17 protein-coding genes are annotated in these 18,410 nt (G+C 33.8%); 7 read left to right on the top strand and 10 right to left on the bottom strand.

The features are described from left to right. The 3 genes from TD29_RS13665 to TD29_RS13675 all read left to right on the top strand — a co-directional run. Positions 1-1,755 (top strand): gliding motility-associated C-terminal domain-containing protein (locus tag TD29_RS13665; RefSeq protein WP_040281321.1); only part of this gene is annotated, 1,755 nt, incomplete at its 5' end. A 12-nt stretch (positions 1,756-1,767) separates the two neighbouring features. Then, entirely contained in the window at positions 1,768-2,709 is a 942-nt protein-coding gene (locus TD29_RS13670; RefSeq protein WP_040281323.1) for a PorP/SprF family type IX secretion system membrane protein, read from the top strand. A 10-nt stretch (positions 2,710-2,719) separates the two neighbouring features. Then, positions 2,720-4,588 carry an OmpA family protein gene (locus tag TD29_RS13675; protein ID WP_040281324.1) on the top strand — a complete coding sequence of 623 codons (1,869 nt, stop codon included), beginning with the start codon at positions 2,720-2,722 and terminating at the stop codon, positions 4,586-4,588. A gap of 17 nt (positions 4,589-4,605) precedes the next feature. On the opposite strand, the gene TD29_RS13680 is transcribed toward TD29_RS13675, so the two are convergent. Next, positions 4,606-4,983, bottom strand: a complete 378-nt coding sequence (locus TD29_RS13680) for a hypothetical protein (protein WP_040281326.1) — start codon at positions 4,981-4,983, stop codon at positions 4,606-4,608. A gap of 374 nt (positions 4,984-5,357) precedes the next feature. After that, positions 5,358-6,224, bottom strand: coding sequence for a DUF4846 domain-containing protein (locus tag TD29_RS13685; RefSeq protein WP_040281328.1), 867 nt, complete (start codon positions 6,222-6,224; stop codon positions 5,358-5,360). Positions 6,225-6,628: 404 nt separating this feature from the next. Between TD29_RS13685 and TD29_RS13690 the strand changes: the two genes are divergently transcribed. Next, on the top strand, positions 6,629-6,991 hold the full coding sequence (locus tag TD29_RS13690) for a cupin domain-containing protein (protein ID WP_040281329.1): 363 nt from the start codon (positions 6,629-6,631) through the stop codon (positions 6,989-6,991). 265 nt (positions 6,992-7,256) lie between these two features. Here TD29_RS13690 and nqrF read toward each other — a convergent pair whose 3' ends face one another. The 6 genes from nqrF to TD29_RS13720 form a co-directional block, all read right to left on the bottom strand. Then, complete coding sequence (nqrF, locus tag TD29_RS13695) at positions 7,257-8,570, bottom strand: NADH:ubiquinone reductase (Na(+)-transporting) subunit F (protein WP_040281330.1); 1,314 nt, start codon at positions 8,568-8,570, stop codon at positions 7,257-7,259. 1 nt (position 8,571) lies between these two features. Then, positions 8,572-9,282, bottom strand: coding sequence for an NADH:ubiquinone reductase (Na(+)-transporting) subunit E (gene nqrE, locus TD29_RS13700; RefSeq protein ID WP_040281335.1), 711 nt, complete (start codon positions 9,280-9,282; stop codon positions 8,572-8,574). A gap of 75 nt (positions 9,283-9,357) precedes the next feature. Further along, complete coding sequence (locus tag TD29_RS13705) at positions 9,358-10,002, bottom strand: NADH:ubiquinone reductase (Na(+)-transporting) subunit D (protein WP_040281336.1); 645 nt, start codon at positions 10,000-10,002, stop codon at positions 9,358-9,360. A gap of 1 nt (position 10,003) precedes the next feature. Beyond that, entirely contained in the window at positions 10,004-10,804 is an 801-nt protein-coding gene (locus tag TD29_RS13710; protein ID WP_040281338.1) for a Na(+)-translocating NADH-quinone reductase subunit C, read from the bottom strand. A gap of 2 nt (positions 10,805-10,806) precedes the next feature. Continuing rightward, positions 10,807-12,066, bottom strand: coding sequence for an NADH:ubiquinone reductase (Na(+)-transporting) subunit B (locus TD29_RS13715; RefSeq protein ID WP_040281340.1), 1,260 nt, complete (start codon positions 12,064-12,066; stop codon positions 10,807-10,809). Next, positions 12,066-13,415: a Na(+)-translocating NADH-quinone reductase subunit A gene (locus TD29_RS13720; protein WP_040281342.1), complete on the bottom strand. Its 1,350-nt coding sequence runs from the start codon at positions 13,413-13,415 to the stop codon at positions 12,066-12,068. The genes TD29_RS13715 and TD29_RS13720 overlap by 1 nt, the downstream gene beginning before the upstream one ends. Positions 13,416-13,581: 166 nt before the next feature. Here TD29_RS13720 and TD29_RS13725 point away from each other — a divergent pair, with 166 nt between their 5' ends. After that, on the top strand, positions 13,582-14,835 hold the full coding sequence (locus TD29_RS13725; RefSeq protein WP_040281344.1) for a type IX secretion system plug protein: 1,254 nt from the start codon (positions 13,582-13,584) through the stop codon (positions 14,833-14,835). Positions 14,836-14,869: 34 nt separating this feature from the next. Here the strand turns inward: TD29_RS13725 and TD29_RS13730 are convergent, their stop codons facing one another. Further along, positions 14,870-15,394, bottom strand: coding sequence for a cysteine dioxygenase (locus tag TD29_RS13730; RefSeq protein ID WP_052467117.1), 525 nt, complete (start codon positions 15,392-15,394; stop codon positions 14,870-14,872). 94 nt (positions 15,395-15,488) lie between these two features. On the opposite strand from TD29_RS13730, the gene TD29_RS13735 reads away from it, so the two are divergent. Beyond that, positions 15,489-16,850, top strand: a complete 1,362-nt coding sequence (locus TD29_RS13735) for a pyridoxal phosphate-dependent decarboxylase family protein (protein WP_040281348.1) — start codon at positions 15,489-15,491, stop codon at positions 16,848-16,850. Positions 16,851-16,962: 112 nt separating this feature from the next. Beyond that, positions 16,963-17,349 (top strand): Co2+/Mg2+ efflux protein ApaG, encoded by a 387-nt coding sequence (gene apaG / locus TD29_RS13740; RefSeq protein ID WP_040281349.1) that lies wholly within the window; start codon positions 16,963-16,965, stop codon positions 17,347-17,349. Positions 17,350-17,396: 47 nt separating this feature from the next. Here apaG and TD29_RS13745 read toward each other — a convergent pair whose 3' ends face one another. Continuing rightward, entirely contained in the window at positions 17,397-18,404 is a 1,008-nt protein-coding gene (locus TD29_RS13745; RefSeq protein WP_040281351.1) for a DUF6695 family protein, read from the bottom strand. Positions 18,405-18,410: the final 6 nt, after the last annotated feature.

Raw genomic sequence — 18,410 nt, forward strand, 5'->3', positions numbered from 1 at the left:
ATAGATTTATTTACTGTGCTTGGTGGTGCTCCTGAAACTGGTGGAACATGGTCGCCTGCGCTTACTAGTGGCTCTGGAATTTTTGATCCTGCGCTAGATGCAGCTGGTGTATATACTTACACACTAATTGGTACAGCGCCTTGTGATGACCAATCGGCAACAGTAACTATTACTTTTATTCCAACGGCTAATGCTGGAACTGATGGTGCTATTGATTTATGCTTAGATAATGACCCAATAGATTTATTTACTATTCTTGGTGGTGCTCCTGAAACTGGTGGAACGTGGTCGCCTGCGCTTGCAAGTGGATCTGGAATTTTTGATCCTACTATAGATACTGCTGGTGTGTACACTTATACGATTGATTCAAATCCGCCTTGTGAAGATTCAACGGCAACGGTTACGGTGACTACAAATATCCCTCCAGACCCTGGAACCGATGCTACTGTCGATTTATGTAATAACGATGGGCAAATAGATTTATTTACTGTGCTTGGTGGTGCTCCTGAAACTGGTGGAACATGGTCGCCTGCGCTTACTAGTGGTTCTGGAATTTTTGATCCTGCGCTAGATGCAGCTGGTGTATATACTTACACACTAATTGGTACTGCACCTTGTGATGACCAATCAGCAACTGTATCTGTTATTGTTATACCTCCTCCTAGCGCTGGAGATGATAGCAACGCTATAATTTGTAGTGATGATGGTGCTCAAGACCTATTTAATTATATCAACGGAACTCCAGATGCTGGTGGAACTTGGAGTCCAACGCTCACTAGCGGAACGGGTGTTTTTGATCCTGCTGTGGATACTGCTGGAGTATATACATATACCGTTACTGGTCCAATAGCTTGTAACCAATCTGACAGCTCCTTAATTACAGTAACAATAGAAACTAATCCTGACGCAACAGGGTTAGAAATTTCATCTGAAGATATCTGTTTGGGACTTTCTAATGATATATCTATTACAAATGCGACCCTTTTAACTGATGGCTCATATACTGTGAGTTATAATATTTCCGGAGCAAATCAATCTGATAACACCATTACAATTACTATGCTCAATGGTATTTCGGTATTTAATATTCCTGCTGATCTATTAACAAACACAGGAATAACTACTGTAACATTAACTTCAATTACAATGGTAGGCTCAATTTGCAGTGCAGATGTTTCTGCAATTTTGCCAACTAGTTTTAATGTTCTTAATAGCCTAACACCTGAACTTATTGAAAATGGTCATATTTTTTGTCTCCAAGATGAACCAACAATAGAAGATTTATCAAACAACATTACAAATACAGAACCTATTACTTGGTATGATGCTTTAACTAATGGTAATAGTTATGACACTACAGATGCATTAATAGATGGTCAAACATATTACGCATCGGTTTTGTCTGATGATGGTTGTGAAAGTACTATTAGACTAGAAGTTACTGTTCTGATTGAGGATTGCCCTTTAGATATTGAAATACCTGACGGATTTTCACCTAATGACGATGGCATAAATGATGTATTTGAAATCGAAAATATAAGAGAATTATATCCTGATTTTACATTAGAAATTTATAATCGCTACGGAAATATTTTATACAAAGGTGGCACTAATACTCCAGATTGGGATGGCACTTCAGATAAAGGAGTAACCCTTGGAGATTCTAGATTACCAGTTGGAGTATATTTCTTTATTTTAGAATTTAATGATGGTATTAGAAACCCAATTCAAGGTAGGGTGTATTTAAGTAGATAGTAATGACTAATTATGATGATTAAAAAACTCTTAACATATAGCATAAACATTATACCTCTATTAATTGGTGTTTTGGCTTTTGCTCAACAAGATGCTCAATACACTCATTATATGTATAATATGAGTGTCATTAATCCTGGCTACGCAACTAATGATCCTGATGTCATTAACCTTGGGTTGTTACATCGTGCACAGTGGGTAGGATCTGTAGGAGGTCCAACAACTAGTACCTTCTTTGCTCACACAACATTAGGTAATAGAATGGAAGGCGGTATCTCTGCAATACATGATCAAATTGGAGATGTTGTAAAAGAAACTAATGTCTTTGCAGATTTTGCATATGCCATCCCTTTAAGTGAAAACACAAAACTTTCGTTTGGTGTAAAAGCTGGAGCCACGTTTTTTAGTACGAACTTTAATGGGTTTGTTTACTCTGATGATTTACCCGATCCTGCCTTTGCAGAAAATATAAGCAAAACATCTCCTAATATTGGTGTTGGTGCTTTTTACTTCGGAAAACAATTTTACGTAGGACTATCTGCACCTAATTTATTGGCATCTGAGCATCTAGATAACGATAGTGGTATTGTGACCTCAAGAAAGGAAGAAACGCATTTGTTTTTCACAACAGGTTATGTTTTCAATATAAATGAAAAACTAAAAATTAAACCCGCTTTAATGGCAAAAGCTGTTACTGGTGCTCCAATATCTTTAGACCTTACCACCAACGTTTTAATAAATGATACTTTGGAGTTTGGCGCTGGTTATAGGTTTGATGATTCTATAAGTGGTTTATTTAATATCAAAGTAATTGACTCACTACGCATTGGATATGCTTATGACTATACACTCTCAAACTTAGGTAAATTTAATTCTGGCTCACATGAAATTATTTTACTTTTTGACATTGGAAAATTAGGTAACGGATACGATAAATCTCCAAGATTTTTCTAAACTCATTATTATGAACAAAAATTACATTCTTATATATCTTTTATGTGTTTGCAGTTTGAGCTTTGGACAAAAGAAAAGTTTAAAACGAGCAAATAAATTGTTTGACAATAAAGCTTATGTTGAAGCTGCCGAAATCTACAAACAATTAGATGATAGTCAAGAATCACTTAAAAAGTTAGGAGATTCATATTACTATAATTTTGACATGAAAAAGGCAAGTGATGCCTATAAAAAATTATTAGCAAGTTATAAAGACAGTTTAAACCCTGAAGTTTATTTTAGATATGCTCATGCTTTAAAAGGAATTGAAGATTATGATACTGGAGATCAAATAATGAGCGAGTACTCAAAACTACTAGAAGATACACCTCAATTTATTGAAGACCTAACGTCATTGGTTCCTTATAATTATACCATTAAACAAGTTGAAAGTGGTTCTAATATTGGTGACTTCGGAATAAGTTACTACCAAGACAACGTGGTATTTGCATCTTTACGTAATACTAAAAACCCTAAATATGCTTGGAACGAAAATCCATATTTAGATTTATATAAAGCTTCTGTTTCTGAAGATAAAAACCTAGAAAATGTTGAGCCTTTTTCCGAAGATATAAATAGTAAAACTCATGAAAGCAATGCCACATTTAGTCGTGACGGAAAAACCATGTACTTTTCAAGAACTAGTAAAAAACGTATAAAAATAGAGAAAGAAAAAATTGCTGTGGTTAAAATCTATCGTGCAGAATTAATTGATAGTATTTGGACCAACATTACTGTGATGCCATTTTCTAGTGACTTATACTCTACTCAACATCCTGTATTAAATAAGGAAAATACCAAACTTTATTTCTCTAGTGATATGCCAGGATCTTTAGGATCATTTGACATTTATTATGTTGAAATTTTTAATGAGAGTTTTGGTAATCCTATAAATCTTGGTAATACTATAAACACTAAACATAGAGAGCAATTTCCATTTATAACTCAAGATAGTACATTATATTTTGCTTCAAATGGTCACAAAGGACTTGGTGGTTTAGATTTATATAGTAGTAAGTATAAAGACAATGCGTTTGAAGAGGCTTTAAACCTTGGAAACACCATTAACTCTAGTATGGACGATTTTGGTTTTGTTCTAAAAGATTCGCTACATGAAGGATTTTTATCATCAAATAGAAGTGGAAAAGACCGTTTATATTCATTTACCAGAGAACCCAATAGAAAAACGTACTTTGTAGAAGGAGAAGTGCGCGATAAAAACTCTAAAGAGATTTTACCTGGATCATTAGTCACGTTACTTGATGAAAACGGTACTATTGTGGACCAAATAATTGTTGGTGATGATGCAAAGTACAAATTTGAAACTGAACCAAATAAAAAGTATCAAATTGAAGGTTATAGAAGCTTTTATATACCTGCTACAGAAGACATCAATACCAATGATGAAGGTAAAATAGAATTTGATCTAGAACTAGAAATTGAATCTTATGATGATGCCGAAGAAATTGTTGTTACTAAAACAGACGGATATATTTATATAGAACTAGAAAACATCTATTTTGATTTAGACAAATGGGATATTAAACCTGAAGCATCAAAAACACTCGATGTGCTTGTAAATCTTTTAAAGAAATATCCTAGAATGGAAGTTCAATTAGGAGCGCATACCGATTCTCGTAGTAGTTATGATTATAACTTAGTACTTTCTAATAATCGTGCTAAAGCAACCTTAGACTATTTAGTAGCTAATGGTGTTGAAAAAATTCGTTTAAAATCTAAAGGTTTTGGTGAAACGCAACCCTTAGTTAATTGTGGTGATAATTGTACTGAAGTAGAACACTCTATCAATAGACGTTGTGAATTTATTATTCTTAAATAACATAAAAGTTAATTAGCTTAATTTAAGTGCATGTCTAAAACTTGAATTCCGTTATATTCAACAAGATACTCTTGGTTTAAATAAATTGGTAGCGACTCACCTTCTGGGTTACCCAAACCTACGCCTGCATACAAAACTTTTGCATCTTTTTCATAGGCATGTTTTTTAAATGTCTCCATCCAAATAACATCATAATTATTAGGGTTTTCAGGAAGTTTCACAGCTCTTACAATCACAAAAAAATACTGACTGTTTTTATCAATACACACAAACTGTGGATGCTTTTTAAGCTTGCTATTAATGGCTACAAATTCAAAACCACGTTTTTCTAAATCTTTACCAACTAGGTTCATGGCCAAGTTGTGAAGTTCCTGTTTTGTTAAAGGTTTACTCATGCTACAAAGATACAAAGTTGTACATAACCTAAGTGGTATTGGAGTTTTAAAGTTTCCGAAGAACACATGATGACCTTAAAAAAAAGTAACATGTCATTATCTCGTTACTACACAAAGCCACAATATTGCACCTCAATATTGGGCTGTATCAATGCATATTGGTACTCCAATTTTAATAGAATTAAATATCAACTACTCGCACTTTGCATTTGCCTAATCATTACAGCTGTTCTAGTGTTAATACTTGGTATCTTAAAATGAAAACAACGTAGCGTTTAAAAAAATAGAATTAAAATCGGTCAAAAAACCAATAGCTCTAAAACTGATTACTTTACATTAATAGTATCATAAAATATGAGCAGAAGTTTTCGAATTTATTTAAACCTAACAAACTTAGCACTTGCAAAGGTGTAATTAGAGACAGGAATCACAGCATCATTTTCTAATTGATACCAAGGTGAAATTTTAGTATCTTCTAGATTTTTAACTACATGTACAGATTGAGCAGGTGTATTACCTTGAAATAACAAATACAACTTATCTCCTCTCTCATTTATGACCTCGTCTGCGATCATAACAATATGACCTGGAGAACCGCCTTTAATAAGCATATCTCCAATTTGTAAATCTTTTGCATCAATAGATTCTAATTCATTGTACAATGATAAAGTCCCTGAGTACATATAGATTAGATTGAGGTATTTATAAAAGTTTTCTTCGGAAGGGTTAGCGCTTGCAGTTTTGTGAAAACTAACTTTATTGCCATTAATTTTAGGTCTGTAACCTTCGGCATATTTTTGCCAGGAACAGTAATGACCAGAGGTAAAGTTAAAGCCTATTTCATCTTTACGATTATGGTTCCATAAGTATTCACTTCTTATTCTAATGAGTGCATCTGCACATTGTTGGAGGCCGTTTTTTGGAACCGGAATGTCTAAAACACCAATATGTCCACCTTGCCAGAAGTATTCCGAATCATCATAATTGATAATCTTACTTCCAAATGGTTTTAGTTTATAATCCCTAAGGTACGCTTCATAGCTTCCTTCGTTATAGGATACGCGTTTATAACCTTCAGGACTATTCACTCTAGAGTGTATGGTTAAACTATCTTTATCAATAAGACTTGGAGTATCAATTGTTGCTTTAACCGTATTTACAACTTTTTTTACAGGTTTAAACTGAAATGCTAAAACTACAAGCGATGTTAAGATTAGAGTGATAAGTAGAACTTTTTTCATATTTTAAATAACGCAAAAAAAATATGATTTCGTATTTAAAAGAAGTAATTAAAACTCGCTATTGTAAGAGTTCTTAATCGATTCTGCTTTACTATTTATCTCTAAAACTTTGTAAACATTTTTAATATGACTTCGGGCTGTATCACATAACACGATCAAATATTAAAAATTATGTTGAAGTTTGTAGCTAGTCTAGCACTGTAAACATTCGAAGTTTTACGAAAAAACAATACATGTTCAACCTAATCTGGTAAGGTTACATTTCCGAAGAGCAAACTAAACCTTTTAAGTAAACAGGAAATCAATTATTAAATCCTGCTTGGTTCTACTTTAATAAGAACACTATCTTTAATAATTTAAAGCTGCTACTCATGAAATTATTATCTTGCTAGAAATTGATTGTAATGAAAATTAGCACTCTAATACTTTTAATATTACTTACAAGTTGCCATGAGAAAAGGACATTGCCAGATCCATTAGAAGCAGGTTGGAAAGGAGAAGCAGTTTGCGAAGTCTTAAAGGACAATGACGAACTAAGAGTCCTTAAATGTACTTTTAAACCTGGCGTAGGTCACGAAAAACATTATCACAATCCGCATGTTGGTTATACGTTAGTTGGCGGTAGATTTAGAATTACCGATGCTACAGGAACTCGCGAAGTCAATGTCCCTACAGGTTATACATTTAGCAAGGATTCCATCACCTCTCATGAGGTTTTAAATATTGGTGAGACCACTTCTGTGTATTTAATAATGGAATATAAATAAGCGTAATGGACGGGTTTAACGTTATCGTAGATATTGCTATTGTCCTTTTTGCTTGATTGGGAGTGAGACCTGTAGCAGGATATATTAAGATAAAAAAGGAAGACCAAGACGCCATTGAAGATGCCGATGACCTTGACACTACTCGTTCAACCATTTTAAAACTACATTAAAACAAAAAAACCAACTCAAATTGAGTTGGTTTTTTTTTATTATAAAGATTCACGTATTACATACGGAATGCTAAGTTTTGGACTTCTAATATTCTCTAGCCTCCAAAATCATCAAATCGAATGTGCTCATCTGGAATCCCGAAATCTTCACCCATTTTTTGAACAGCTTGGTTCATTAATGGAGGACCACAAAAGTATAATTCTATGTCTTCTGGAGCTTCATGCTTAGACAAGTATTGATCTATTACTACTTGGTGAATGAAACCTGTAAAGCCATCTCCTGCTTCATCATGGATATCTTCTTTAACTTTCCAGTTATCTTGTTCCATTGGCTCTGATAAAGCTAAATAGAATTTAAAGTTTGGAAAATCTTGTTCTAGGGCTCTAAAGTAATGAATATAGAATAATTCTGCTTTAGAACGTCCACCATACCAATAGGTTACTTTACGACCTGTTTTTAAGGTTCTAAATAATTGGTATAAATGAGAACGCATTGGAGCCATTCCTGCTCCACCACCAACGTATAACATTTCACTATCAGACTCGTTGATAAAGAATTCTCCATAAGGTCCAGAGATTGTTACTTTATCACCAATTTTCTGGTTAAAAATATAAGACGATGCAATACCTGGATTCACATCCATCCAGCCGCCTTTAGCGCGATCAAAAGGAGGTGTTGCTACACGTACGTTTAGCATAATTTTACGTCCTTCAGCAGGATAAGAAGCCATAGAATAAGCTCTTTCAACGAGTTCATCGTTTTTCATGACTAAAGGCCATAAACCAAATTTTTCCCAATCTGGTTTAAACTTATCTGGTTCACCTGGATGATCTTCTGGGTGAGCAGAAACATCCATATCTGAATATTTAATCTCACATTGAGGAATCTCAATTTGAATATATCCACCAGCTTTGTAGTTCATATCCTCTGGGATTTCGACTACAAATTCCTTAATAAAGGTTGCTACGTTATAATTTGACACTACCGTAGCCTCCCATTTTTTGATACCAAAAACTTCTTCAGGAATTGTAATTTCCATATCCTGTTTCACTTTCACTTGGCAAGATAAACGAGCACCATGTGCTAATTCTTTTCTACTGAAATGAGGCGTCTCTGTAGGTAATGCTTCACCACCTCCTGAAAGGACGTGACATTCACATTGTATACAGGTTCCACCACCACCACAAGCCGATGGTAAAAATATTTTCTCAGAACCTAAAGTACTTAATAAAGTACTACCAGATGCTACTTCTATTTCGCGTTCACCATTTATCTTAATCTTTACTGGACCAGATGGTGATAATTTTTGTTTTACAAACAATAACAAACTAACAAGTATCAATGTTACAAGTAAAAACGCTGCTACTGTGGCTAAAACTGTTCCTAAAGTTCCTGCTGCTAAAATCATACTACTCTTCTATTTTAGTGTTATTAGCTAATTCTGTATTTTCAGTTGGTGTGACTTGCACTTCAACTGTTTTTTCTTCTGCTGTGTCTTCATCACCTCCTGTTAACATACCACCAAAGCTCATAAACCCGATAGCCATTAAACCTGTAATGATAAACGTAATACCTAATCCTCTTAATGCAGGAGGCACATTAGAATATCTAATTTTTTCTCGTATCGCTGCAATAGCTAAAATAGCTAAGAACCATCCAATACCAGAACCTATACCATAGGTTGTTGCTAAACCTAAGGTTGCTATTTCACGAGATTGCATGAATAAAGAACCTCCAAGAATAGCACAGTTTACTGCAATTAAAGGTAAAAATATACCTAATGAGTTATATAATGAAGGAGAGAATTTCTCTACGACAATTTCTACTAATTGTACCATGGTTGCGATAGTTGCAATAAACATGATAAATGATAAGAAACTTAAATCATAATCTGCATAATCAGCTCCCATCCAAGATAAAGCTCCTGGCTGCAATACATATTGATCTAACAACCAGTTTAAAGGTACTGTGATTGCCAATACAAAAATTACAGCAGCACCAAGACCTACAGCTGTAGACACTTTTTTAGATACAGCAAGGTAAGAACACATTCCAAGGAACGTGGCAAATACCATGTTATCTATAAATATTGATTTGAAAAATAATTCTAAATGTTCCATATTTTAAAATTTTCAGTTGCGGTTTCAGTTAGCAGTTACGAGTCTCTACTGTAACTGTAAACTCTACACTGATTTTTAGTCTTCGATTAAGTCTTTATTTCTACTACGTTGTACCCAAATAATGATTCCAACTACTATTAATGCCATTGGAGATAATAACATAAATCCGTTATTTTCATATCCAAAGCCATATAATCCAGTTTTTTCAATAGGATCTCCTAAAACAGGTATACCTAATAATGTTCCTGAACCTAAAAGTTCTCTAAAGAAACCTACTATAATAAGTATTACTGCATAACCTAATGCATTTCCAATACCATCTAAAAATGATCTCCATGGTCCGTTTCCTAAAGCAAACGCTTCAAAACGTCCCATAATAATACAGTTGGTTATAATTAATCCAACAAAAACCGATAGTGTTTTACTCAACTCATAAGCAAAAGCTTTAAGGACTAAATCCACTATGATCACTAATGTTGCAACAACAATTAGTTGAACAATAATTCTAATTTTTGACGGAATGATATTTCTCATTAAAGAGATGACAACGTTACCAACACCTAGTACAAACAATACCGATATTGACATTACAATTGATGCTTCTAATTCAGCCGTAATTGCTAGAGCAGAACAAATTCCTAATACTTGAATAGTAATTGGGTTATTATCTGCTAAAGGATCTTTTATTAAAGCTGCGTCTTTTTTTGAAAGTAGTCCCATATTAGTTCGCTTGTTTTTTTAAATTATCAAAATAAGGCTTATATAGTTTCAAGTCGCTTTTAATCATTGCTGAAACTCCATCACCTGTAATAGTTGCTCCTGCAATAGCATCTACTTCGTTATCAGTTTTATCGTTATTTACTGGATCTGCATTTCCTTTTGCAACAGTAATTCCTTTAAAAACTCCTGATTCAGATAATAAATGCTCTCCATAAAAATCATCCATAAAATAGCGTTGCTTAATATTTGCACCAAGTCCTGGTGTTTCTCCTTTATGGTCAAAATAAGCTCCTTGAACTACCATGTTTTCATCTACTGCAACATATCCCCAAATAGCATCCCAAAGTCCTTTACCATATATAGGAGCCACATATACTGTTTTACCTTCTTCGTTTTTACCAACAAACAAAGGTAATTTTCTAGGCTCACCATTTTTAGCATTAGATTTTTGTTTCTTTATATCAATTAAATAAGGTTCTTGACCATTATTAGAATCCATATATTCTTGTCTCGTTTTCTGGCTAGTAATTTTACCTCCAGAAACTTCAAGTACTAATTGCTCACTCACCTTATCTTCAAATAATTTAGGTGCATCGACTGTAGATACGAAGTTTGCGCTAGTACCTTCATTTTCATTAACACCCATTGCATAGAGAATATTTTGTTGTTTCTCTAAACGTTGATTTTCTGAAATCATAGGTTTTAACGAAGATGCTAAATACGCTAGCAATGCTCCTACTACCAATACCATTATAATAGCAAATACTATGGTATACGAATTTTTATCTGTTCTCTTTTCCATCGTTAAGCAGTTTTAACTTTTAGACGTTTTAATCTTTTCTTTACATTTCCTTGAACCACGTAGTGATCAATAGTTGGTGCAAACACATTCATTAATAGAATAGCTAACATCACACCTTCTGGATATGCTGGATTAAACACACGAATCATTATAGATATGAAACCTACTAAAAATCCGTAAATCCATTTTCCTTTATTTGTTTGTGAAGCAGTTACAGGATCTGTCGCCATAAATACAGTACCAAAAGCAAATCCACCGATAAGTAGGTGATGCCAAAATGGAGTACTCATTAATCCATAGAACTTACTACTAGAGCTAATCCATTCAGAACTAACGACACCATTAAATATTAATCCCATGACTAGAGCTCCAATTGCTGAAGACAACATAATTCTCCAGCTTCCAATTTTAGTAAATACTAAAAACAATCCTGCTAAGAGTATTAATAATGTTGATGTCTCTCCTATTGATCCAGGAATGATACCATAAAAGGCATTCCATAAATCACCAGCAGAATCTAACATACTAGAATTATTTTGAGCAAGGCTTCCTAAGATAGTTTCACCAGAAATAGCATCTAAACCATCTAATGATGTTCCTGCTTCTTTTGCAACTGCAATGGCTTCATCTCTTCCTTTAGCTCCACTCACCCAAACTTTATCTCCAGACATCCATGTTGGATATGCAAAGAATAAAAAGGCTCTAATGGTTAATGCTGGATTTAAGATATTCATACCTGTACCTCCAAACACTTCTTTACCTATTACAACTCCAAAAGCTACTGCTACAGCAAGCATCCATAAAGGTGTATCAATTGGCACTATTAAAGGTACTAACATTCCTGTTACTAAGTAGCCTTCTTCTACTTCGTGCTTATTTTTCATTGCAAATAAAATCTCAATGAGTAATCCTACTCCATAAGATACAATGACTAAAGGAAGTACTTTCCAGAAACCAACCATGAAGTTATCCATAGTCCAAAATTGTGAACTAAAAAAACCTCCTGTAGCTTGTTGAATATCTCCAAATGCTAAATGATGTTGGTAACCAGCGTTAAACATACCAAAGAGTAAACAAGGCACCATTGCCATAATTACAATGTTCATGGTACGCTTTAAATCATCGGCAGCTTTAATATGAGTCCCATTATGGGTTGTCTCATTAGGCAAGTATAAAAACGTGTGTATTGCAGAAAATGCAGGTAACCACTTTTTGTCTTTATTCTTTTCTCTAAAATTATGTAAGTTACTTTTTAAACCCATTATCCTATCTCTTTAAGCATTAAGTCTAATCCTTTTCTAATAATATCTTGATGCGGTTGTTTAGACACACAAATAAATTCTGTTAAAGCGAAATCTTCAGGTGCAACTTCGTACATTCCTAGAGCTTCCATTTCATCTAGATCTTCATACTTACAAGCTTTTAATATTTGCATTGGATAAATATCTAACGGAAACACTTTTTCATAAGAACCTGTAACTACAAAAGCACGATGTTCACCATTGGTATTGGTATTAAGCTCATACTTTTTCTTAGGGTTTAACCAAGAAAATGTAAATGCTCTAGATGTCGAAATTTTATTAAAAACGGGCTTGTTCCATCCGAAAAACTCATAATCATCACCTTCTGGAATCACTGTAAGGACATTGTCATAAAAGCCTAAACTTCCATCTGGTTTTAACTGTTTTCCTGACAGCACATTTCCGGAGATAATACGATCATTACCACCTTTTTCTACACCATTATCGTAAATCATAGTAGCAACTTCACTACCTATAATTGTTTTAAAATATCTTGGTTTTTTTACTGACGAACCTGCAAGGGCAACAATACGCTCTGCATTAAATTTACCAGTAAGCAACAGTTCTCCAATAACCACTAGATCTTGTGCATTGACCGTCCAAACAGTTTCTCCTTTATTAACAGGATCTAATTTGTTGATATGCGTACCAACGTTTCCTGCTGGATGTGGACCAGACACATTATGAATTGTAGCGTCATTCATAGATGCTAACGGTGAGTTGTTAGACCCAACACCAATATGAACTTGGCCTTCTGTTAATTTTGATAATGCAGATACGGCAGCTTGTAAAGCCTCCTCTTTGCCTGCAAGTACAAAATCTAAATCTGCAGCTAATGGAGCCGTAGATAATCCAGAAATAAAAATCGATTTTGGCGATTTCTCTGGGTTTGCTATGACATCATAAGGTCTTTGCTTAATAAAGGCCCAACATCCTGAAGCTAATAAATGAGCTTTAGTTGATGCGGCATCAGAATTCATGTTAAACTTACCAAAATCTTTATGAGATTGTGGCTTGTCTGCTTGAATTTTAATAGCATCAATACGACGTCTTGGTCCTCTTTCTATTTCAACTATTTCTCCAGAAACAGGTGAAACAAATTTCATAGCTTCTATATCCTTATTATAAAAAAGAACGTCTCCCGCTTTTACACGAGTACCCTCTTTGGCTATAAGTTTTGGAATAACGCTATGAAAATCTTCAGGTCTTATCGTGCAGAAATTACTTACAATGGCTTGTTCTACTGTTTTATCAGCTTCGCCTACAAGTTTTATATCCAGACCTTTTTTAATCTTAATGTCTTTTGACATACGCTTTATATTGAAATTAGTTGTCTAAAAATCGGTGCAAAAATACGAATTAATTGAGTAATATTATAGTGTGGTTTTTGAAGTTTATTATTTTTAAGGATTCTAAATAAGCGAAACAATATTAAGGCACAGAATTTGTTTATCTTTACGAAACAAACCATTATTAATGATTAAGATTCTATCAATTTTTGTTTTCGCATTATGTATTTCTATAAACGGGTTTTCTCAAACCGAAGAAATCAATCCGCCAGAATATATCAAAACAGTCACTTTTAAAAGCCGAACATACTCTCAAGGTCAATTACCTATAATTCGATTAGGCGAAGCTTTTAATTTAGAATTTGATGTGCTCACCACAGATGAACCTGATTTCTATTACACTATCGAGCATTATAATTATGATTGGACACAATCAAACCTCGTTAAAATGGAATACATGAAAGGTTTTGATAATTATAGAATTGTCAATTACGAAAACTCGTTTAACGCCTATCAACTCTATTCGCATTACGATTTGCAAATCCCAAATGAACAAACGCGCGGATTAACAAAATCTGGCAATTACATCATTTCAATATATAACGAAGATGAAGACATTGTTTTTACTAGAAAGTTTATGATCTATAAAGAGCAAGTTACTGTAGGTGTTTCTGTAAAACGACTTAGAGATGTAAAATATATTGAAAGCAAACAAAGTATAGATATAGAAATAAACTCAGGAAGTTTAAACTTAAACAATCCTAAACAAAATATCAAAACACTAATCATTCAAAATAACAACCTCAGCACAGCAATTACAAACGTAAAACCTCAATACACCATTGGAAAAGAACTTATCTATAAATACACCAACGAAACGGCTTTTTGGGCAAGTAATGAATACCGATTTTTTGAAACTAAAGATGTGAGAGGCGCAAATGTTGGCGTTCAATTCATTGACTTAAAAGACATTTATGAAAGCTACCTATATATTAACAACCCTAGAGACAAAAGACCTTACACCTATAACCCAGACATTAACGGTAATTTTTTGATTACGGCATTAGACACAGACAATGTAGACATCGAAGCAGACTATACTAATGTACATTTTGCATTACAATATCCAGAATTAACAGATGGCAGCTCTATTTATGTCTACGGAAATTTTAACAACTACGCACTAAACAACCAAAACAAACTCACATTTAACAAGGCTGAAGGACGCTACCAAACCAAAATAAAACTAAAACAAGGATTTTACAACTACAAATATGTGGTTGTTGACGCCAAAGGTCAGCTAGAAGAAGGAAAAATTAGCGGCAATTTTTGGCAAACAGAAAACAACTATAAAGTACTTGTTTATTACAGAGATTTAGGAGCGCGTTACGATGCTCTTATAGGTTTTGGAGAAGCGTCATCGGTAGATATTTCTAATTAAACTTATTACGACAACTTTACAAACACGTTTTTAACTACTTAACGTACTCAAAGTGCGTATCATAACTTAATTTTTTCTCTACAAACGTTTGAGACACCTCATCATAAGACACACAATTCTCAATAGGTTTTGCGTAAAGATGTAAACTCATGGATTTACCTTTACAACTGTTTTTTAATTTATGAAAACCAATCTTGTCATTCATAAAAGTAACCTGATTAGATTTTATGGTGCGCGCACCAACTTCAATTAAACTTTGATGATCATTTAGCTTAAAGTACACCTCTTGCATTTCTCCTTGAAGCAAATACACCCAACAATCTTCACCATCATGACCATGAATAGTCGTTTGTTGGCCTTGTTGCCAACACAATAAAATGAGTTCAAATTGCGCATCACGATACAAACAGTTTCTCGTATATTTTTTATTAGACCAATTCTCAAAAGGAGAAAAATCTATAATCCCAAAATCAAAAGTTTTAAAAATCGTATTGTAATCTGCAATAGAAGATTGCGACAATAACTTGATTAATTCATAAATAGTCTCAGAAGATTTCAATAGATGTATTTGATTTTTAAAGGGATTTTAACAATTTGTCGAGAAAATAGGAATAAATTTACAAAAAGCCAAAATTAAAGAACAACGATAACACATGACTAAAGACCTTACATTGTTTACAGAACTTGTGGACTATCTCATTTCCGAAGAAAAAAACAATCCAGTAGCCACTCCAATTGATTCCTCATTACTTTATGACACGTTGGATCTTAGTTTCAACGAAGACCCAATGATTGATGAAGATTTTACAAAAACATTAAAATCGATTATAAAGAGCACGCCAAAAACGGCTTCTACCTCTTTTTTTAATCAGCTTTTTGGTGGTAGAATTAACCGAGCAACACTTGGAGACTTATTAGCTGTGATGCTTAACAACAGTATGTATACTTACAAAGTTGCAGGTCCGCAGGTTGGCATAGAAAAAACCATTCTCAAAACCATATGCAATAGCATTGGTTACCCTAATACTGCAGATGGTACTTTTGCTCCTGGAGGATCTATGAGCAATTACATGGCAGTTTTAATGGCTAGAGATCGCTATAATCCTGCAGCAAAAACACAAGGTATCACGCATAAAATGACACTTTACACCTCAAAAGCGTCACACTATTCTATAGCAAAAAACGCCTCTTTTATTGGTGTAGGAAGAGACCAAGTACGAGCCATAAAAACTAACGATAAAGGCGAAATGCTAGCTTCAGATCTAGATGCGCAAATTGCAAAAGATTTAGAACAAGGTTATCAGCCATTTTTTGTGAACGCTACAGCAGGAACCACCGTTTTGGGTGCTTTTGATGATGTTACAAGCATTAGCAAAGTATGCAAAAAGCATGACATTTGGCTGCATTTAGATGGTGCTTATTGCGGTTCGGTGATTTTTAGCGATGACTATAAACACTTAGTAAAAGGGATTGAGCACACCAATTCGTTTAGCGTTAACGCTCACAAAATGCTAGGCACACCTCTTAGCTGCTCCATAATTGTCACTAAAGACAAAAAACACTTATACCAATCATTTTCTAACGAAGCAGAATACCTATATCAAACCAATGATGATGATTTTAATCTAGGAAAAACCTCTTTACAATGTGGTCGAAGAAATGACGCTTTAAAACTATGGACATTATGGAAATCTGTTGGCAATAAAGGCATAAAAAATATTGTAAATCATCAATTTCATCTAGCAGATATCGCCAGAGATTACATCAAAAAACATCCAGACTATACCTTATATAGTTTTGACAACTCCATTTCTGTGTGTTTTAATTATAAAGATATTCCTGCAAATAAATTATGTACAGCACTTTATAACGATGCAGAATTGATGGTTGGCTTCGGAAATTTTAATAATCAAGAATTTGTGAGAATGGTGACCATAAATAGCTGTTTACAAGAAAAAGACATTATCAATTTCTTTAACAATATCGAAAAATTTGTAAGCTCAACCGATTTTTAAAACAATTAATCGATACTAGATTAGTAAAGTGTTAAAAATTTGCATTATTCTAAAAAAGTAACCATTTTAGTAGAAAAAATAGGCTATTTTTGTAGACTATTGCATAAATTGAATGGTACAACAAGTTACAAGTGGAATTAAAATTTCTGTCGAAACTTCTTTCGAAGGCACATTTTATAAAAATTATAAAGTGCACTTTGCTTTTGGATATAAAGTAACAATTGAAAACCAAAGTAAAGATTCTGTTCAATTAAACTCAAGACACTGGAAAATTCTTGACGCATTGAACAATGAAGAAATTGTTGATGGTGAAGGTGTTATTGGCAAAAAACCAGTTTTAAAACCTGGCGAATCTCATACCTATAATTCTGGTTGTTTATTAACATCTCCATTTGGTGCCATGCAAGGACATTATAATATGATCAACTTCACCAATACTAATAAATTTAAAGTGATTATCCCTTCGTTTAAATTGAGTGCTCCTTTTGCGCTTAATTAGATTTTTCAGTAACTAACCAACTTAATGTGCTATCATCTCAACACGTTTCACTCTGTTACACCATAAGCTTTTAAGTAATTAAATGTATAGATTTCACCTTGTTGCTCTACTTTAAAGCTTAAACAGTTAGAGTCATGACAAAATCGATAATAGTGTTGAGAATCAAATCCTGAGGTCGATATCTCATACAAACCATCAACATCTATAGTTCCGTAGGGAGAAATTCGTCGGCATCGAAATTGAGACGCATGATTTATAGAGTACAACTCAAACCAAGCTCCTGACCCAATTCCCGGTAACCATTGGGCTTTAGAACTTAATAGGTCTAAAAATTTAGGCTCTAAACTACCAACCAAATTAGGTTGGTAGTTTTTTAAACGATCTAAGAAGCAACGTAAATTTTCAGATTTTGGTGAGCCTTTAAATTTTGATATTTCACCTTTGTCACTAACGCAGAACGCCTGCTTTTCAGTATTAGAAAGTAACACATTACCAACTGTACTTGGTGTAAACCATTTCGATTTAATGAGCTTTTTCCGTATACCATCATTTGTCACAGATGCAATTAATGTTTCTGTTACAAAACGCGAGCAATTACTAGCCGCTTTTTGAAACACGGCATACTTTACAAAATATTGCTGTTGCAAAGCATCAATATAAGTTTTTGCTTTATTGTAATCCACGGCTTTACAAACAGAAGCAACTAATTTACCTTCACCATGTGTTAACCTAGGATTTGTGGCTAAAAATCTAAGTATTTCATCAAGATTTACAATCGTATTATTTTTAATTTGAGCACGAATAGAAAAATTCAACTCAAAATCTGTGTCTTTACTCCTCACTCTACCGCTAGACATTGGCGTGACATAACGTCCAAAATCAAAATATTCTAACTCACCAGTAGCCTTATTAATAAGTACTAAAGCTGCATGACCTGCTCGTACATAGCCTTTTTTACCAATACCAATAAACCTTAAATACGATAAAAATCGTTCATCAGGAATTTTAACAATAGTGTCAGGATAAGCTAAGCTAATTATAATACCGTTATTCATACTAGG

The organism is Psychroserpens damuponensis (assembly GCF_000826655.1).
GTDB classification, from domain to species: Bacteria; Bacteroidota; Bacteroidia; order Flavobacteriales; family Flavobacteriaceae; genus Psychroserpens; species Psychroserpens damuponensis.

What these genes read in the sequence shown, in the direction of transcription:
- TD29_RS13670 (WP_040281323.1), top strand. Translation starts at nt 1,768, where the DNA reads ATGATGATTAAAAAACTCTTAACATATAGCATAAACATTATACCTCTA.
- TD29_RS13675 (WP_040281324.1), top strand. Translation starts at nt 2,720, where the DNA reads ATGAACAAAAATTACATTCTTATATATCTTTTATGTGTTTGCAGTTTG.
- TD29_RS13680 (WP_040281326.1), bottom strand. Translation starts at nt 4,983, where the DNA reads ATGAGTAAACCTTTAACAAAACAGGAACTTCACAACTTGGCCATGAAC.
- TD29_RS13685 (WP_040281328.1), bottom strand. Translation starts at nt 6,224, where the DNA reads ATGAAAAAAGTTCTACTTATCACTCTAATCTTAACATCGCTTGTAGTT.
- TD29_RS13690 (WP_040281329.1), top strand. Translation starts at nt 6,629, where the DNA reads ATGAAAATTAGCACTCTAATACTTTTAATATTACTTACAAGTTGCCAT.
- nqrF (WP_040281330.1), bottom strand. Translation starts at nt 8,570, where the DNA reads ATGATTTTAGCAGCAGGAACTTTAGGAACAGTTTTAGCCACAGTAGCA.
- nqrE (WP_040281335.1), bottom strand. Translation starts at nt 9,282, where the DNA reads ATGGAACATTTAGAATTATTTTTCAAATCAATATTTATAGATAACATG.
- TD29_RS13705 (WP_040281336.1), bottom strand. Translation starts at nt 10,002, where the DNA reads ATGGGACTACTTTCAAAAAAAGACGCAGCTTTAATAAAAGATCCTTTA.
- TD29_RS13710 (WP_040281338.1), bottom strand. Translation starts at nt 10,804, where the DNA reads ATGGAAAAGAGAACAGATAAAAATTCGTATACCATAGTATTTGCTATT.
- TD29_RS13715 (WP_040281340.1), bottom strand. Translation starts at nt 12,066, where the DNA reads ATGGGTTTAAAAAGTAACTTACATAATTTTAGAGAAAAGAATAAAGAC.
- TD29_RS13720 (WP_040281342.1), bottom strand. Translation starts at nt 13,415, where the DNA reads ATGTCAAAAGACATTAAGATTAAAAAAGGTCTGGATATAAAACTTGTA.
- TD29_RS13725 (WP_040281344.1), top strand. Translation starts at nt 13,582, where the DNA reads ATGATTAAGATTCTATCAATTTTTGTTTTCGCATTATGTATTTCTATA.
- TD29_RS13735 (WP_040281348.1), top strand. Translation starts at nt 15,489, where the DNA reads ATGACTAAAGACCTTACATTGTTTACAGAACTTGTGGACTATCTCATT.
- apaG (WP_040281349.1), top strand. Translation starts at nt 16,963, where the DNA reads ATGGTACAACAAGTTACAAGTGGAATTAAAATTTCTGTCGAAACTTCT.
- TD29_RS13745 (WP_040281351.1), bottom strand. Translation starts at nt 18,404, where the DNA reads ATGAATAACGGTATTATAATTAGCTTAGCTTATCCTGACACTATTGTT.